General features: G+C 58.6%; 18 protein-coding genes. 8 read left to right on the forward strand and 10 right to left on the reverse strand.

All coding sequences use genetic code 11. The features are described 5' to 3' along the window. Positions 1-53: 53 nt before the first annotated feature. From selB to G542_RS0105575, 4 genes are all read right to left on the reverse strand, one after another. Positions 54-1,955, reverse strand: coding sequence for a selenocysteine-specific translation elongation factor (gene selB / locus G542_RS0105560; protein WP_027823613.1), 1,902 nt, complete (start codon positions 1,953-1,955; stop codon positions 54-56). Next, positions 1,949-3,382 (reverse strand): L-seryl-tRNA(Sec) selenium transferase, encoded by a 1,434-nt coding sequence (selA, locus tag G542_RS0105565; RefSeq protein ID WP_027823614.1) that lies wholly within the window; start codon positions 3,380-3,382, stop codon positions 1,949-1,951. Before selA ends, selB begins: the two co-directional genes overlap by 7 nt. A 99-nt stretch (positions 3,383-3,481) precedes the next feature. After that, positions 3,482-4,054, reverse strand: coding sequence for a flavodoxin family protein (locus G542_RS0105570; protein ID WP_027823615.1), 573 nt, complete (start codon positions 4,052-4,054; stop codon positions 3,482-3,484). Between the two features lie 21 nt (positions 4,055-4,075). Then, on the reverse strand, positions 4,076-4,753 hold the full coding sequence (locus tag G542_RS0105575) for a YiaD family glycine zipper/OmpA-like lipoprotein (RefSeq protein ID WP_027823616.1): 678 nt from the start codon (positions 4,751-4,753) through the stop codon (positions 4,076-4,078). Between the two features lie 195 nt (positions 4,754-4,948). Between G542_RS0105575 and G542_RS0105580 the strand changes: the two genes are divergently transcribed. Further along, the gene (locus tag G542_RS0105580) at positions 4,949-5,395 is read left to right on the forward strand and encodes a type IV pilin protein (protein ID WP_027823617.1); all 447 of its coding nucleotides are present in this window, start codon (positions 4,949-4,951) and stop codon (positions 5,393-5,395) included. Between the two features lie 48 nt (positions 5,396-5,443). Here G542_RS0105580 and G542_RS18440 read toward each other — a convergent pair whose 3' ends face one another. Then, positions 5,444-5,608 carry a hypothetical protein gene (locus G542_RS18440; protein ID WP_012696248.1) on the reverse strand — a complete coding sequence of 55 codons (165 nt, stop codon included), beginning with the start codon at positions 5,606-5,608 and terminating at the stop codon, positions 5,444-5,446. A 264-nt stretch (positions 5,609-5,872) separates the two neighbouring features. Between G542_RS18440 and G542_RS0105590 the strand changes: the two genes are divergently transcribed. Beyond that, complete coding sequence (locus tag G542_RS0105590) at positions 5,873-6,292, forward strand: GFA family protein (protein WP_027823618.1); 420 nt, start codon at positions 5,873-5,875, stop codon at positions 6,290-6,292. Between the two features lie 23 nt (positions 6,293-6,315). Further along, positions 6,316-6,774 carry a GFA family protein gene (locus G542_RS0105595; RefSeq protein ID WP_027823619.1) on the forward strand — a complete coding sequence of 153 codons (459 nt, stop codon included), beginning with the start codon at positions 6,316-6,318 and terminating at the stop codon, positions 6,772-6,774. Positions 6,775-7,150: 376 nt separating this feature from the next. On the opposite strand, the gene G542_RS0105600 is transcribed toward G542_RS0105595, so the two are convergent. Beyond that, complete coding sequence (locus G542_RS0105600) at positions 7,151-7,429, reverse strand: invasion associated locus B family protein (RefSeq protein WP_012696253.1); 279 nt, start codon at positions 7,427-7,429, stop codon at positions 7,151-7,153. 1,070 nt (positions 7,430-8,499) lie between these two features. Continuing rightward, the gene (locus tag G542_RS18445) at positions 8,500-8,799 is read right to left on the reverse strand and encodes a hypothetical protein (protein ID WP_143714429.1); all 300 of its coding nucleotides are present in this window, start codon (positions 8,797-8,799) and stop codon (positions 8,500-8,502) included. A gap of 129 nt (positions 8,800-8,928) precedes the next feature. On the opposite strand from G542_RS18445, the gene G542_RS0105605 reads away from it, so the two are divergent. From G542_RS0105605 to G542_RS17875, 3 genes are read left to right on the forward strand one after another with little or no spacing between them, the layout of a single operon-like run. Next, positions 8,929-9,600 (forward strand): CsgG/HfaB family protein, encoded by a 672-nt coding sequence (locus G542_RS0105605; protein WP_034985096.1) that lies wholly within the window; start codon positions 8,929-8,931, stop codon positions 9,598-9,600. Positions 9,601-9,619: 19 nt separating this feature from the next. Beyond that, complete coding sequence (locus G542_RS0105610) at positions 9,620-9,997, forward strand: DUF4810 domain-containing protein (RefSeq protein WP_012696259.1); 378 nt, start codon at positions 9,620-9,622, stop codon at positions 9,995-9,997. Then, positions 9,994-10,653 (forward strand): DUF799 domain-containing protein, encoded by a 660-nt coding sequence (locus tag G542_RS17875; RefSeq protein ID WP_012696260.1) that lies wholly within the window; start codon positions 9,994-9,996, stop codon positions 10,651-10,653. Before G542_RS0105610 ends, G542_RS17875 begins: the two co-directional genes overlap by 4 nt. Before the next feature lie 784 nt (positions 10,654-11,437). On the opposite strand, the gene guaA is transcribed toward G542_RS17875, so the two are convergent. Next, positions 11,438-13,015 (reverse strand): glutamine-hydrolyzing GMP synthase, encoded by a 1,578-nt coding sequence (gene guaA / locus G542_RS0105620; RefSeq protein ID WP_027823622.1) that lies wholly within the window; start codon positions 13,013-13,015, stop codon positions 11,438-11,440. A gap of 77 nt (positions 13,016-13,092) precedes the next feature. Next, complete coding sequence (smpB, locus tag G542_RS0105625; protein WP_012696263.1) at positions 13,093-13,545, reverse strand: SsrA-binding protein SmpB; 453 nt, start codon at positions 13,543-13,545, stop codon at positions 13,093-13,095. A gap of 160 nt (positions 13,546-13,705) precedes the next feature. On the opposite strand from smpB, the gene G542_RS0105630 reads away from it, so the two are divergent. Together G542_RS0105630 and G542_RS0105635 are read left to right on the forward strand one after the other, a co-directional pair. Continuing rightward, positions 13,706-14,143, forward strand: coding sequence for a type II toxin-antitoxin system RatA family toxin (locus G542_RS0105630; RefSeq protein WP_012696264.1), 438 nt, complete (start codon positions 13,706-13,708; stop codon positions 14,141-14,143). Next, positions 14,130-14,456, forward strand: a complete 327-nt coding sequence (locus tag G542_RS0105635; RefSeq protein ID WP_012696265.1) for an RnfH family protein — start codon at positions 14,130-14,132, stop codon at positions 14,454-14,456. Before G542_RS0105630 ends, G542_RS0105635 begins: the two co-directional genes overlap by 14 nt. Positions 14,457-14,472: 16 nt before the next feature. Here G542_RS0105635 and G542_RS0105640 read toward each other — a convergent pair whose 3' ends face one another. Beyond that, positions 14,473-15,216, reverse strand: coding sequence for an RNA polymerase sigma factor FliA (locus tag G542_RS0105640; RefSeq protein ID WP_012696266.1), 744 nt, complete (start codon positions 15,214-15,216; stop codon positions 14,473-14,475). Positions 15,217-15,228: the final 12 nt, after the last annotated feature.

Here is a 15,228-nt window from a genome sequence, read left to right on the forward strand (position 1 = left end):
GCGGCATTGTGCCGTGCCACCACGCTTCATGTCATTGGTCTGGCAAAGTCAGGTCAGAACAGCTGCCGGTCGCGCAGCAGGTGCCGGTTGCCCTGGCGGCGCAGGAAGCCGCTGCGATCGAAAAATTCGAGAATCTGGATCGCCAGCTTGCGACCAACGCCGATGGCATCGCGAAAACGCGCCGCGTCCACGTCACCGCTGTCGCTGGCCAGCTCGCGGGCGATGCGGGCCAGTCCTGCCAGCGTGGCCTGCGGGTAGTAGCGGTCCGGCACGATGGCCACGACCAGCCCCAGCCGGGCCGCCTTGCGCAACAGCTGGCGCATGTCGGCCTCCGGCACCTGGCAGGCATGCGCCAGGTCGCGGACCCAGCAGGGCTCGGACCCGCTGCCGAAGCAGGGTTCCACCTGCTGCCACAGCGCGGTTTCGGCCGGCGAAAACGACAGGACGTGTTCCGGCAGATGCACAAAGCCGCGCCTGTTGCTCAGGCGGCCGGCGGCAACCGCCTCGTCCACCAGCGCTTCGACCGTGGTTTCCGACTCTTGCGGCAGGGCCAGCCGGCGCAGGCGTCCGAGTCCGGCACCGAGCTGGTCAGGCTGTTCGGCGTGCAGCTGCGCCAGTCGGGTCAGCAGCGTGTCGGTCAGTGCCTGCCAGCGCAGCGGGCTGAATCCCAGCCGGGCATCGGCGCGGCCGACCCATCGCAGCGGGCTGGCCGCGCAGCAGGCTTCGGCAGCCGCGGGCACCAGCTGGCGAGCCCAGGCAAAATCGCCTGCGCGGACAGCGTTCCGGGTGGCGAGCACGGCCAGGCTGGTGTCGTCGTCGGGCAGGGCATCGTGCAGTGCCGCAAGGTAGGCCAGCCGTTCCGGCGTGCGCTTGCCGCGGGCCGGCACGCCAAGTTCCAGCACCTGCGCCACGGCGAGGGTTTCGGCGCCATGCATGTCGCGCAGGATCAGCCGGTCGCCAGCGGCCAGATGCAGCGGCTGGTCGAGCACCAGTTCGGCCAGACCGGTCTGGCCGGCGGCGAGGCTGCTGTGGTCGAGCAGTGCCGCCCGGCCGGTGACATGGCTGGCGGCATGATGCAGATGTACCGGCTGCCAGTGCCGGAGTGCATGCTCCGCCAGCGGGCTGGCCGTCAGCCAGACCGTGATCCGGTCGGCCGGGGCCGGCGGTTCCTGCGCCAGCAGCCAGTCACCCCGGCGGATGTCGTCACGTCCGATGTCACCGGCCAGGTTCAGGGCCAGCCGGCAGCCGGCACCGGCCTGTTCCACGGGCGTGTGTTGCGCGCGCAGGCCGCGCACCCGCACCGGGCGGTCGGCACCGGTCAGCCACAGGCTGTCGCCGACGGCCACCTGGCCTGCCAGCGCCGTGCCGGTGACCACCAGACCGCTGCCGGTTACCGTGAATGCACGGTCGATGGCCAGCCGGAAGCGGCGGGCCGGGCTGGCTGTTGTGCCGGTTGTGGCGGCCAGCGCCAGCAGGGTGTCGCGCAGGGTATCGATACCGGTGCCGCGTGGTGCGCTGACCGGGTGGATGCCGTGGACGGTCAGCCGGAACGCAGCCAGCAGGGCGTGCAGTTCGGCGGTGACGTCCGCGATGCGCCCGTCACTGACGAGGTCGCATTTGCTGATGGCGACACTGAGCGAGCGCACGCCGGCCAGCGTCAGGATGGCTAGGTGCTCGCGCGTTTGCGGCATCACGCCGTCGTCGGCCGCGACCACCAGCAGTGCATGGTGAATGCCGCCGACGCCGGCCAGCATGTTGGGCAGGAATTTTTCGTGGCCGGGCACGTCGATGAAACCGAGTGGTTCGCCTTGCTCGCGCGGCAGATAGGCGTAACCGAGGTCGATGGTCATGCCGCGGCGCTTTTCTTCCGGCAGGCGGTCAGTGTCCACGCCGGTCAGGGCTCGCAGCAGGCTGGTCTTGCCGTGGTCGACATGGCCGGCGGTGGCGATCAGCATGACGGTTGCTCCGGTGTGTACTGCTCCAGCAGCGGCAGCAGGTTGATACGGAAGGCGGCTTCGTCCTCCAGGCTGCGCAGGTCCAGCCACAGGCGGCCGTCCTTCAGGCGGCTGATCACCGGTTGCTCCAGTTCACGCAGGGCCGTGGCCAGCTGTTCCAGCGTCTTGCCGCGTCCGTCGGCCGGCGCCAGCGTGACTGCATGGCTGGGCAGGCGGTCGACCGGCAGCGAACCGCTGCCGATCTGCGACAGGCAGGCTTCGGCCTGCACCTGCCAGCGCGGCCCCAGCTGGGCAGCCAGCCAGCCGGCCAGCCGTTCGGCCAGCTGGCGGATGTCGGCCTGTGGCCGGGTCAGCAGGCGCAGGGTGGGCAGGGTGTCGGTCAGGCGGTCCGGTTCCAGATACAGGCGCAGGGTGGCTTCCAGTGCGGCCAGGGTCAGCTTGTCGCAGCGCAGGGCGCGCTTGAGCGGGTGTTTTTGCAGGCGGTCGATCCATTCCTGGCGGCCGACGATCAGCCCGGCCTGCGGGCCGCCCAGGAGCTTGTCGCCGGAAAAGCTGACGAGGTCGAGGCCGGCTGCCAGCATGTCGCGCGGCATCGGCTCGGCCGGCAGGCCCCAGGCGGCAAGGTCCACGAGGGCGCCGCTGCCCAGGTCGGTGGCAACCGGCAGGCCGTGCTGGCGGGCCAGCGGCACCAGGTCGGCCTCGGGCACGCTGGAGCTGAAGCCTTCGATGCTGTAATTGCTGGTGTGGACCTTCATCAGCAGCGCGGTGTCCGGACCGATGGCGTCGCGGTAGTCGCGCAGGTGGGTGCGGTTGGTGGCACCGACTTCAACCAGCTGGCAACCGGCCTGGCGCATGACGTCGGGCATGCGGAAGGCGCCGCCGATTTCCACCAGTTCGCCGCGCGAGACAATCACTTCGCGTCCGGTGGCGACGGTCGACAGCAGGATCAGTACGGCGGCGGCGTTGTTGTTGACCACGCAGGCGGCTTCGGCGCCGGTCAGCTCGGCCAGCAGTTCGCTGACGGCGTGGTCGCGGTGGCCGCGGCCGGCACCGTCAAGGTCGTATTCCAGCGTGACGGCGCCGCGCATGACGGCGCGTACGGCGTCGATGGCGGCATCGGCCTGGATGGCGCGGCCGAGGTTGGTGTGCAGGATGGTGCCGGTCAGGTTGAAAACCGGTCGCAGGGCCGGTTGCTGGCGGCGGCGGCAGTGTGCTTCCAGCCGGGGCGGCAGGCTGTCGATGCCGGCAAACCACTGCGGCCAGCCGGCATGCTGGCGGACATGGGCACGCAGTTGCTCCAGCTCGGCGCGGGCGGCTTCGCTGACCGCATGGCGGCCGTGGCGGGTGATCAGGTGACGGGTGGCCGGCAGCCGGAGCAGGGCATCCAGGCCGGGGAGTCGGGACAGCAGCGAATGGGTGTGTGGCATGCAGACAGCGGATCGGACCGATCACGGCAACAAGGGGAAGACCCGTAGTGTACCGTGACTGGTGGCGATGCTGTCTGCCAGGCCGGGCGGGAGGCGGAATCAGCCGAGGCGGATGGCTTGCTCGGCGATGTGGATGCCGAACAGGCGGGCGGTTTCGAGATCACCGGGCAGCGGGCCTTCGTCCGGGCTGCTGTCGGCCGGTGACTGCGACATGGCGCCGGCAAAGCTGCCCAGCCAGTTGAGGTCGTTGCGGTCGGCCGCCTTGAGGTTGGAGGGCAGCATGCCGGTGCCGACCCAGACCATGCCGTGCTGCATGGCCAGCGTGAAGTAGTAGTGCAGGCTGGAGAGCTTGTCGCCGTTGATGGAGGCCGAATTGGTGAAGCCGGCGGCGAGCTTGTCTTTCCAGACCTGGCCGAACCACGGTCTGGACGAGGCGTCGGCAAATTTCTTGAACTGCCACGACGGACCGCCCATGTAGGTGGGCGAGCCGAAGACGATGGCCTGGGCGCTGGCGAGCGTGTCCCAGCTGCCGTCGGGCAGGTTGCCTTCGGCGTCGATTTCGATCAGGCAGGTCTGACTCCCGGCAACCGAGCCGGCACCGGCTGCCACGGCTTCGGCCTGTTTGCGGGTATGGCCGTAGCCGGAGTGGTAAACGATGGCGATGTGCGGCATGTCGGGAGTCTCCTGGTGCGTTTACTGGGCGCCTTGCTGGGGCACGATGGTGATCGAGACGCGGCGGTTCATGGCGCGTCCCTGGGCGGTATCGTTGCTGGCGCGCGGATCGGATTCGCCCATGCCGATGGTCTGGATGCGGTTGGCGGCCACGCCCTGGCCGACCAGGTAGCTCTTGACCGCGTTGGCACGCTTGAGCGAGAGCTGCTGGTTGTAGGCTGCGGCACCGGTGCTGTCGGTATAGCCGCGGATGACCAGCGTGGTCTGGTTATATTGCTTGAGCGTTTCGGCCACCTTGTTCATGGCGGGGTAGAAGGCGGGCTTCACGACGGCCGAGTTGAGGTTGAAGGTGGCGTCCTCGTTCATGGTGACCACCAGGCTCTGGTCGGCGTTCTGTTGCAGCTGCATCTGGCCGCTGGAGATTTCCGAGCGGAGCTTGGATTCCAGCTCGGCTTTCTGGCGGTCCATGTAGTAACCGACACCGGTGCCGAGGGCGGCGCCGGCTGCTGCACCGATCAGCGCGCCCTTGCCGCTGTTGCCGATCAGGGCGCCGGCTGCGGCGCCCCCCAGCGTGCCGATGATTGCGCCCATGCCCGTATTGCTCAGGCCGCCCGGGTTCTGCTGCCCCGGCTGCGAGGCGCATCCGGTGACGATCATGGCCAGCGCGACGCTGGCGACCAAAGGGGTGACTCTGTTCATTTTGCATTCTCCGTTTGGTTCGCTGAATAGCAGGTCGAGTGTACGCCGCTGCCATAGCCTATTGCCATGCATAGCCTCCCGGTTTGAAAACGCCAAGTCGCATGGTGCAGGCGCAGACAAATGGAGGTAGCGGTAGCGGCTATACCGGAGGAGAAGGTTTGACATTTACAGATTGCCTGATGGCAGGAGGCTGGCATGCAGGATTCTTCTCCGGGGTTTCCGTGGCTGCTGCGCATTCTGGTCGGCGGAGCCCTGTTTTCCGTGCTGATGGCACTGGCCTTGCCGGTCTGGCAGGCCAGTGAACTGGTGCCGCACCGTCAGGCAGCCAGGGCTGGTCTGAAGGAGCTTCATGCCGCCCAGCTGCGCTGGCTGTCGGTACACGGGACATTTGCAGACAGCCTTGAACGGCTGGGCATGCCGGAGCTGACGGCAGACGGTCGTTATCGCCTGTCGGTCAAACGTGATGAGCGGGGGCTGGCGTACAACGCCAGGGCACGGGCTGTGGGCATCCAGGTACTGGACCGGGAATGCATGACGCTGCTGCTGACCGAGCAGGGGCCGGCAGAGGGGGACGGGCAGGATGCGCTGTGCTGGGGGATGGCAGACCGGAGCGGGGCCGGGCGCGAAGGCGGGCGGGGCTGAGGAGAGGACAGAAAAAATCCCGCCGGTCGTAACGGGCGGGAGCAGGAATCAGCCGAGCACCAGTTTGGTGTAGACCGAAGCCTTGGTGCAGTGCAGGGCCTGCGGAGTGTCCTGGCACTGGGTGCTGGAATCGATCACTTCCTGGGCTCCAAGGGTGACCAGAGGCAGATACAGGGCATAAAAGCCGCCGAGCAGAAGAATAACTTTTTTCATGGTGAATAAGGATGTTAGGGCCGGAGCCAGTGCGAAAAGCCGCGGATTCTAGTCCTCTGCCGGGGGAGTGCAATTCGAGGATGCGACAGGCTGGTAACAATATGTATTAGAGAATGCCCCAAGAATGAACCGACCTGTTAAATCATGCCTTGTGCGTGTTTGCCGGTAGCCGCATGTATCTCCTGCATCCCGGTCAGGCTATGATTTCCGGGCATTCATGCCTGCGTAGTTTTTGTTGTCTGACTTTGACCGGAGATGCTGCCAATGACTGAACGACACGGAGGGTGCCTGTGCGGACAGGTACGTTATCGCCTGACTGTCGATCCGGTACGTACGCTGCTGTGCTGGTGCCGGGATTGCCAGCGGCTGGCCGCGAACGGCACCGTCAATGCACTTGTACCGGCCGGCGCGCTGGTGATTGAGGGCGATCTGCGCGAATACGGGAGCGTGGCGGATAGCGGTCATCATGCGGTCCGGCGGTTTTGCCCGGTCTGCGGTATCCATCTCTTCGGCAATTCCACGGCTTTTGCGCAGTTCACCCTTGTCCGGACCGGCACGCTGGACGATCCGTCATCCGTGCGGCCACAGGCCAATATCTGGGTCCGGCGGGCACCCGACTGGGCGGTGCTGGACGAGAAGCTGCCACAGTGGGACGGCCAGCCTGTGGCATCGCGTCCGGCCTGATTACCCGGCATCGGAAACCAGTCATGACTGAACGATCAGGACGCTGCCTGTGCGGACAGGCAAGTTACCGGCTGACCGGAGAGCCCGTCCGGGTCCGGACATGCTGGTGCCGGAGTTGCCAGCGCATTGCCGCAAACGGTACCGTCAACATGGCGGTGCTGGCCAGTGCGCTGGTGATTGACGGTGATCTGTGCGAATACGGTAGTATGGCCGACTGTGGCCATCACGTGACCCGGCGGTTTTGCCCCGTCTGCGGTACCCATCTGTTCGTGAATTCTTCCGGCTTTGCGGAACTGACTGTTGTCCGGGTCGGTACGCTGGATGATCTTTCTTCCGTGAGGTCGCAGGCCAATATCAGGGTCCGGCAGGCACCGGACTGGGCCGTACTGGACGAAACCCTGTTGCAATGCGATTACCAGCCCGTCCGGACAAGCCCGGGTCAACCGGATGACGGACAAAGGCCTGTACAACCAAAAGCCTGATATCGGTCAGGTCCGGAGACGATTGGGTGTTCACTGTAATAGTGATGGTCTGGTGCGGCGTTCTGCTCATGTATTGCCGTACAAGTCCGCTCTTTATTGGGCACGTTCAGGCATGGAAACGTTTGTTCTGGCTGTGACGAGGGCAGGCATGGCGTGTTGTCAACTGCTTCTGCCTGCCATGTTTCCGGCTGTCATGCCTGCTGGCTGCGGGTCATGGAATGACCGGACTGTTTTTTCCTTCGCGCATGGAAGAACTCCCGTAACTTTTATACGCACCGTGATGAAAAAGAGCCGTATGCCAATTCCTTTTCAGGTATGGATACGGCTCTTGTTTTGATTTTCCGTGGCGATGGTTTCAATCGCGCATGGATGAAAATCAGCCGGGAGTTTTTTGTTTGGAATTGGCCGGCATGGTCTTGTGCTCGGTTTTTACTTCCGGTTGCTTGTGCTCGGTTTTTTCATGTCCGGTTTTTTTGTGTTCTGCCTTGGTAGGAGCATGTGTCCCGGTCTTGGCTTCGGCAGGTGCCATCTTGTACCCTGTTGTGGCTTTGTCCTTGGCTGGCGCAGTTGCGGAAGGTGCAGTATCAGCTGCGCTGGCAAAACCAGCCGAAGCAAGGAACATGGAGGTCAACAGCAAGGTTGCAATCTTTTTCATGGTGAATGCTCTTTCTGGTCAGGTAAAAAGCCACATGGCTTGCATTCAAGCTGGCAGGTACTGCATTAACCGGAAACCTGAATCCGGTTACGGGTTGTATCCAATTATCCGGTAATGATTTACAAAGGTTTGTAATGGATTCAAAACCTGACCAATCAGATATGTTGGTCCGGTTTTTATGGATGATTTGTTGAGTATTTACGAAAAAAGTAGGTTCATGAAAACATGGAGGTTTGACTCCGAAAATTTCCATCCAGTCTTTTGCTGGCGATGATAGCTGCCTTGGGAAAGCGGAGTTTTCGGTCGGAACCTGTGGATTGACCATCGGCTGTGTAAGCATATGAATGTGCAGAGCCACTTATGTTCTCAATCGCTAACGACATGGCCTGCCAGGGGAGGTAAATCCTTTTCGTTGAAAAGGATTCCGGGGCATGGTTGTCGTTGTCGGACAGCCATAGGTTGGTGCCAGCGTTTGGCTGTATGTTTCTGGACTTACGGATGGCACGCTTATTGCGCCCAATCCGGTTGTGCTCGCTCATCCGGTGCTGCTCTGACACATTAGTATATTAATTTCACCTGTACATTTGGCTGCTTTGCATATCAAAACGGCATTGTCTGAGTGGTTGGGATGATATGGAGCCTCGGTTACAGACCATGCTTCGTAATTCTCAAGGTATTAACAGTAATCAAAAGAGGATAGATGCCGCACATACCTTATCGATTAAGGTATGGATAGTATTGTGTATTGACTAAACGGGTCGGTCAATACATGGTGGAAATCATTGGGAGGCGAGCAACTCCAACAGGTTTGTTCGTGTTTATTCCGTAGATAAAGTGAATGAGTGCTTAATGCGTCAGGAGAGCATTGAACAGCGATAAATGCTGCAAAGAAAAATATTTGAATAATGATGGTTGAAATCTGTTTCTTGAAAATTTTGCATGGGTTGATGACGTTACATGTCTGCATTCGCGGCAATGCTGCATGTTAGTAGTGCTTCATATAAAAGTGGCTCCTGATATTTTTCTGATGCATTCGATTGCGGATTGCGATGTGATGGCGAGTACTCAGGCTAATGCTCTGACTGATTTAAATACAGAAGGCTGTTGTGGGGAATGCCTGTTTGCGGCATTGGACGACTTTTTCTATTTGGTAAGTTTGTTTTAAAATGTTTGACTTGTTTATTGTCTGGTTTTTTTATGTTGATTTTAGTGGCTGATTGTTCATTTCTGGATGATGGGTACTTTGTTTTTGAATGGAATGCGGGAGTGAATTTTGATTTTCTTTTGTAGGTTTGATTAAATAATCCATTTTTAATGGTTTGATCAATTAATGTGGCTTTGATGCTTTGTGGATTGATAAAGCTTTGCAAGTTTATTTGCTTTGGGTTATGTTGTTTTTTGCATGAAGTAGCAAGGCTATTTGATTTTCATGCTGATAAAAAATAATTTTGGATTTTTTGACTGCCAAATAACTCTACTGGAGAGAAAGTAAATAGAACATGAAGAAATTATCAGTCATTTTTGTGGTGGGGCTAATGGGGGCTGCACTAGGTGGATGCGCTACAGAAAGCCATCAAAGTGTTGCCATACAGCAAGTTGCTGCAGCAAGCAAGCCATATGCAGGTCTGCGTTTCCCTGTCGCCGTTGGCAAGTTTGATAACCGTTCTTCTTTCATGAGAGGGCTGTTCTCGGATGGCGTTGACCGTTTGGGCAGTCAGGCTAAAACGATTCTGATCGCTCACTTGCAGCAAACCAACAGGTTCGCTGTTCTGGATCGGGAGAATCTTGCGGAAGCCAGGCAGGAGGCAGGTATCAAACAGCAGGCTCTTAAATTAAAGGGTGCTGACTATATTGTGACCGGAGATGTCACCGAATTTGGCAGAAAGGAAGTTGGTGATTATCAGTTGTTTGGTATCTTGGGGCGCGGAAAGCAACAGGTTGCATATGCAAAGGTCAGTTTGAATATAGTGGATAGCTCTACATCTGAGGTGGTTTATTCTGTGCAAGGAGCTGGAGAGTATTCACTGTCCAATCGTGAAATCATTGGCTTTGGCGGGACTGCCAGCTACGACTCTACTCTTAACGGTAAAGTTCTGGATTTTGCCATGAGGGAAGCTGTCAATAATCTGACTGTAGCAGTTGATTCTGGTGTCTGGAAACCCATTAAATAATTTTTGGAGAAATGGCTCAATGAAAAAAATCGACAAGCCGGGTTTGTTGATGGTGATTGGTCTGGTGCTTCTAGTTTCAGGGTGTGCCTCAAATAATCATCAATCATTGTATCAGTGGGGAGGCTATCAAACCCAGGTGTATGATTACTTTAAGGGTGGAGACAAGGAAAAGCAGGTGATTTCTCTGGAGAAAGATCTCGAAAAAATGCGAGCATCCAATAATCCGGTTCCTCCTGGAGTGCATGCGCATTTGGGCCTGCTTTATGCTGATTTGGGGAATGACAGCAAGGCTGCTGAGCATCTTGACGCTGAGAAGGTGCAATACCAGGAGTCGGCAACTTACATTGATATGCTGTTGAAAAAATTTGATTCAAATAAGGTGGTGGTGGCTCAATGAAAAATAAAATCCAACTTGGCCTGATTGTCGTGCTCAGTTTGCTGATGGCTGCATGTGCTACAAAACCTGTCAATTATGATTACACGGCATATAAGGCCAGTAAGCCAAAATCTATTCTGGTTCTGCCTCCGGTCAACCAGTCGCCAGATGTCAATGCTGGAATAAGCATGCTGTCACTCGTGACTAGACCATTAGCTGAAGCTGGCTATTATGTGATGCCAGTGGCTTTGGTGAGTGAAACATTCAAGCAGAATGGAGTGACAGTTGCTGATGATGCGCAAAACATACCATTTTCAAAGCTTCATGATATTTTTGGGGCTGATGCTGCCCTGTATGTATCGATCAAGAAATATGGTGCAAGTTACCGGATTATTGACAGTGTTGTAGAGGTTTTTGCTGATGCAAAACTGGTGGATTTGCGTAGTGGGACTACCCTGTGGCAGGGATCTGCTCAAGCTTCTAGCGCTGAAAATCAAAACAATAGTGGGGGTAGTTTGATTGGAATGTTGGTTAATGCAGCCATTAATCAGATTGTGCATAACTTGGCCGATCATGGCCATGATATTGCAGCTATAACCAGCAATCGGTTACTCTCTTATGGTCCTCCCGGAGGATTGTTGTATGGACCATATAATCCAAAATATGGGACGGATTGAAGATGTATTTGTAGGATAATTGTGTTGTGCATGACGGTCATCGTTTTGATTATGTCTGAAATCTGATGCTTTTCTGAGAAAAGTTGTAAAAATCTCGGGAAGTATGGCAGGCCGAATTTCGGTGATCGTCAAATTTCACAAAAATTTCTTCACGGCTGCTGGTGGTGACTCAGGAGTTAAGCAAGCAGAAAGTTATCGGTTTCTGTTTTTGGTGGAGGTTACTGCATTTCATGCCGAGAGGGCTTCTGCTCGGTCGGACCCCTGCCAGAGGTGGTATGTGCGATTAGAGCAGTTGTGATGTCAGGCTAACCATCTATTGGTTTTTCATGCAGCTTTCCACTGTGTGGGTCTGTTTTGTGACCTGATCACATCAGGTATCCCGACTTGGATCTGAAGAGGTACTTCAAAGTTTCTGGATGACTTTCTCTTGGATGAAGATATGGTTGGTATCTGCTTTATCTGTTTCTTATCTGCGTATTTTTAATGTTTTCCTGCCTATGTCTATGTAGGTATGGATTTTTAAAAATAACAGGAATTGAAATAAATCTGTTCATGCTTCCATTTTCAGATTGCAGAAAAGCTTGGCTGCCAGGCAAGAACATATAAATATGATTTGTGGTTCGGGTAATTGAAGCGCCGCTACTGATCAATCATGGACTGATTGCTTTTCATGATGATTTGAGCTGTCTGAGCCTAGTCAGTTTTTTTGAGAAATAAAAAAGCCAGCAATCCTGCTGGCTTCCTGATGAAATGATTCGGAAAATTTTGCCGAATCAGCTTGTCATCACTCCCACTCAATCGTCGCCGGCGGCTTGCCCGATACATCGTAGACAACCCGGTTCAGACCACGAACTTCGTTGATGATGCGGTTCGATGCCCGGCCCAGCAGGCTGTAGGGCAGCTCGGCCCAGTGGGCGGTCATGAAGTCGCTGGTGACCACGGCGCGCAGGGCCACGACGTAGTCGTAGGTGCGGCCGTCGCCCATCACGCCGACCGACTTGACCGGCAGGAACACGGCAAAGGCCTGGCTGGTCAGGTCGTACCAGCTCTTGCCGGTTTTTTCGTCGATGGTGTTGCGCAGCTCTTCGATGAAGATGGCGTCGGCACGCTTGAGCAGCTCGGCGTATTCGGCCTTCACTTCGCCCAGAATGCGCACGCCCAGACCCGGGCCCGGGAACGGGTGGCGATAGACCATTTCGTGCGGCAGGCCCAGTGCGATGCCGAGCTGGCGCACTTCGTCCTTGAAGAGTTCGCGCAGCGGCTCCAGAAGCTTCAGGTTCAGCGTTTCCGGCAGGCCGCCCACGTTGTGGTGGCTCTTGATGGTGTGGGCTTTTTGGGTCTTGGCACCGGCCGATTCGATCACGTCCGGGTAAATGGTGCCTTGTGCCAGCCACTTGGCTTTCGGCAGTTTTTCAGCTTCGCGCTGGAACACTGCGACAAATTCGGCGCCGATGATCTTGCGTTTCTGTTCCGGGTCGGTGACGCCGGCGAGCTTGCCCATGAATTCGGCGCTGGCATCGACGTGGATCACTTTCACGCCGAGGTTGCGGGCGAACATGTCCATGACCATCTCGCCTTCGTTGAGGCGCAGGAGGCCGTGGTCGACAAACACGCAGGTGAGCTGGTCGCCGATGGCGCGGTGGATCAGCGCGGCGGCTACCGAGCTGTCGACACCGCCCGAGAGGCCAAGGATGACTTCTTCGTCACCGACCTGTTCGCGGATTTTCTTCACGGCTTCGTCGATGTAGTTCGGCATGGTCCAGCTTGGCTCGGCGCCACAGATGTGCAGCACGAAGCGGTGGATCATTTCGGTGCCGCGCTTGGTGTGGGTCACCTCCGGGTGGAACTGCACGCCGTAGTAATGGCGGGCTTCGTCGGCCATGGCGGCGATCGGGCAGGACGGGGTTTCGGCGATGACCTTGAAGCCGTCCGGCAGGGCGGTGACCTTGTCGCCGTGGCTCATCCACACGTCCAAGAGGCCGTGACCGGCGTCGTTGCTGCGGTCCTGCAGGCCTTCGAGCAGCTTGGAGTGGTTGCGGGCGCGGATTTCGGCGTAGCCGAATTCGCGCTGGTCGCCGGCTTCCACGGCACCGCCAAGGGTGTGGGCCATGAACTGCATGCCGTAGCAGATGCCGAACACCGGCACGCCGAGGTCAAACAGGGCCGGATCGGCCTGGTAGTCCGATTCGTACACCGAGTTCGGGCCGCCCGACAGGATGATGCCTTTGGGATTGAAGGCGCGGATGTCCTCGATGGACATGTCGTACGGGTGCAGTTCGCAATAAACATGGGCTTCGCGCACGCGGCGGGCAATCAGCTGCGTGACCTGCGAGCCGAAATCGAGGATGAGGATCTTGTCCATGACGGTCCTGGGCCTTTCAATGCAAAACGGCCGCACGGATTGCGGCCGGGGGAAAGAGGTGGGAAGGATGCCGGGCGTCAGCCACGGGCGACATCCTTGATGATGCGTTGTTTTTCACGCTGCCATTCGCGTTCTTTTTCGCTTTCGCGCTTGTCGTGCTGCTTCTTGCCTTTGGCGAGGCCGATTTCCAGCTTGATCCAGCCGGCCTTGTAATGCAGGTTGAGCGGCATCAGCGTGTAGCCGGCGCGTTCGACCTTGCCGATCAGCCGGTCGATCTGCTTGCGCGCCAGCAGCAGCTTGCGCCGGCGGGTCGGATCCGGATGGATGTGGGTACTGGCGGTGGGCAGCGGCGAGATGTGGCAGCCGATCAGCCAGAATGCGCCATCGATCAGCACGACGTAGCCTTCCTTGAGCTGCACGCGGCCTGCACGGATGGATTTGACTTCCCAGCCTTCGAGCACGAGCCCGGCCTCGAAACGTTCTTCGATGAAGTAGTCGTGAAAGGCTTTTTTGTTCTCGATGATGCTCATGAGGCGCTCCGTGAAGCCGCGCATTGTAACAAAGCTCGCCGTCAGACCGAAAGCGCCTGATCTTTCAGCGGTTTGCCAACGGCACCCGATCGGTGCGCGGCAGTTTATAATGTGACACGTTTTTGACGGGCGGCCCGCTGGCTGCCCGAGCCTGAGTCCTATGTCCGTCATCGAAAAAACCGTACTCGTCGCCCATACGCCCGTCCAGATGTTTGATCTGGTCAACGATGTGGCGCGCTATCCGAAATTCCTGCCGTGGTGCAGCCAGACCGAAGAGGTGGAGGGCGACGACACCTATATGGTGGCACGCCTGCACATCGACTACCTCAAGATCCGCCAGCATTTCACCACGCGCAACCAGCTGGTGCCGGGCGAGCTGATCGACATGCAGCTGGTCGACGGCCCGTTCAGGCAACTGGCCGGCAGCTGGCGCTTTTATCCGCTGGGCGAGTTCGGCTGCAAGATCGTGTTCGAGCTGCGTTACGATTTTTCCAGCCGGCTGCTGGAAACCGTGATCGGTCCGGTGTTCGGCCGCATCATGACCAGCCTCGTGGATGCCTTCATCGAAGAAGCGGACCGCGTGTATGGCGACGACTGACGACATCAGCGTGGAGGTGGCGTACGCCCTGCCGGAACGCCAGAGCCTCGTGCGCCTGAAGGTGCCGGCCGGTACGACGGCCCGCGACGCCATCGGGCTTTCGGGTCTACTTGACCAGTATCCGGGCATTGATGCGGATACGATGAAGATCGGCATCTTTTCCCGGCCGGTCAAGGCCGATACCGTGCTGCGCGAGCATGACCGGGTGGAAATCTACCGCCCGCTGATTGCCGACCCGAAAGCTGTCCGGCGTGCGCGGGCCGAGGCCGGCAAGGCGATGAAAAAGGGCGGAGGCGACGGCGACACCCCGTAGTGCGTGTCGCCGGGGATCAGCCGATCCAGGCCTTGAGCTTGGTGCGCAGGCGTGCCACCGCCTGGCTGTGCAGCTGGCAGACGCGCGATTCGGTCACGTTGAGTACGGCGCCGATTTCCTTCAGGTTCAGCTCCTGCTCGTAATACAGGCTCATCACCAGCTGGTCGCGTTCCGGCAGCTCCTTGATGGCAGCGACCAGATGGCTGCGAAAGCGGCTTTCCCCGAGGATCTCGAACGGATTGACCATGCCTTGGTCGGCAACCTGCTCGACCATGCGGGTCGAGCTGCCTTCGTCATCGTCGTGGCCGAAATCCTCGAAGTAGACCAGTTGGTGGCCTTTGCACTCGAACAGCATGGTCTGGTATTCGTCGACCGACAGCCCCAGACGGGCGGCAATTTCGCCTTCTCCCGGGGGATGGCCGAGAGACTGTTCCAGCTGCGCCATTGCTTCTTCGATCTGCTTGGCGTTGCGCCGGGCCTGCCGGGGCAGCCAGTCGAGGCGGCGCAGTTCGTCCAGCATGGCGCCACGGATGCGCTGGCTGGCAAAGGTTTCAAACAGTACACCCTGGGCCGGGTCGAACTGCTGGGCTGCTTCGATCAGGCCGATCATGCCCACCTGGACCAGATCGTCGAGTTCGACGCTGGCCGGCAGGCGGCTGATCATCATCGAAGCGAGCTTGCGCACCAGAGTCAGATGCTCGGTGATGTCCACGCTGGAGTTCGTGGTGGCGGCAGACTGGTAGGCTCGAAGCTTGCTCATGGACGAAACGGA

Source organism: Laribacter hongkongensis DSM 14985 (assembly GCF_000423285.1).
Classification (GTDB): domain Bacteria; phylum Pseudomonadota; class Gammaproteobacteria; order Burkholderiales; family Aquaspirillaceae; genus Laribacter; species Laribacter hongkongensis.

Coding starts and splice junctions, on each gene's coding strand:
- selA (WP_027823614.1), bottom strand. CDS start 3,382: ATGCCACACACCCATTCGCTGCTGTCCCGACTCCCCGGCCTGGATGCC.
- G542_RS0105575 (WP_027823616.1), bottom strand. CDS start 4,753: ATGAACAGAGTCACCCCTTTGGTCGCCAGCGTCGCGCTGGCCATGATC.
- guaA (WP_027823622.1), bottom strand. CDS start 13,015: ATGGACAAGATCCTCATCCTCGATTTCGGCTCGCAGGTCACGCAGCTG.
- G542_RS17875 (WP_012696260.1), top strand. CDS start 9,994: ATGAAAAATAAAATCCAACTTGGCCTGATTGTCGTGCTCAGTTTGCTG.
- G542_RS0105600 (WP_012696253.1), bottom strand. CDS start 7,429: ATGAAAAAGATTGCAACCTTGCTGTTGACCTCCATGTTCCTTGCTTCG.
- G542_RS18440 (WP_012696248.1), bottom strand. CDS start 5,608: ATGAAAAAAGTTATTCTTCTGCTCGGCGGCTTTTATGCCCTGTATCTG.
- G542_RS0105580 (WP_027823617.1), top strand. CDS start 4,949: ATGCAGGATTCTTCTCCGGGGTTTCCGTGGCTGCTGCGCATTCTGGTC.
- G542_RS0105610 (WP_012696259.1), top strand. CDS start 9,620: ATGAAAAAAATCGACAAGCCGGGTTTGTTGATGGTGATTGGTCTGGTG.
- selB (WP_027823613.1), bottom strand. CDS start 1,955: ATGCTGATCGCCACCGCCGGCCATGTCGACCACGGCAAGACCAGCCTG.
- smpB (WP_012696263.1), bottom strand. CDS start 13,545: ATGAGCATCATCGAGAACAAAAAAGCCTTTCACGACTACTTCATCGAA.
- G542_RS0105590 (WP_027823618.1), top strand. CDS start 5,873: ATGACTGAACGACACGGAGGGTGCCTGTGCGGACAGGTACGTTATCGC.
- G542_RS0105595 (WP_027823619.1), top strand. CDS start 6,316: ATGACTGAACGATCAGGACGCTGCCTGTGCGGACAGGCAAGTTACCGG.
- G542_RS0105630 (WP_012696264.1), top strand. CDS start 13,706: ATGTCCGTCATCGAAAAAACCGTACTCGTCGCCCATACGCCCGTCCAG.
- G542_RS0105570 (WP_027823615.1), bottom strand. CDS start 4,054: ATGCCGCACATCGCCATCGTTTACCACTCCGGCTACGGCCATACCCGC.
- G542_RS0105640 (WP_012696266.1), bottom strand. CDS start 15,216: ATGAGCAAGCTTCGAGCCTACCAGTCTGCCGCCACCACGAACTCCAGC.
- G542_RS0105635 (WP_012696265.1), top strand. CDS start 14,130: ATGGCGACGACTGACGACATCAGCGTGGAGGTGGCGTACGCCCTGCCG.
- G542_RS0105605 (WP_034985096.1), top strand. CDS start 8,929: ATGAAGAAATTATCAGTCATTTTTGTGGTGGGGCTAATGGGGGCTGCA.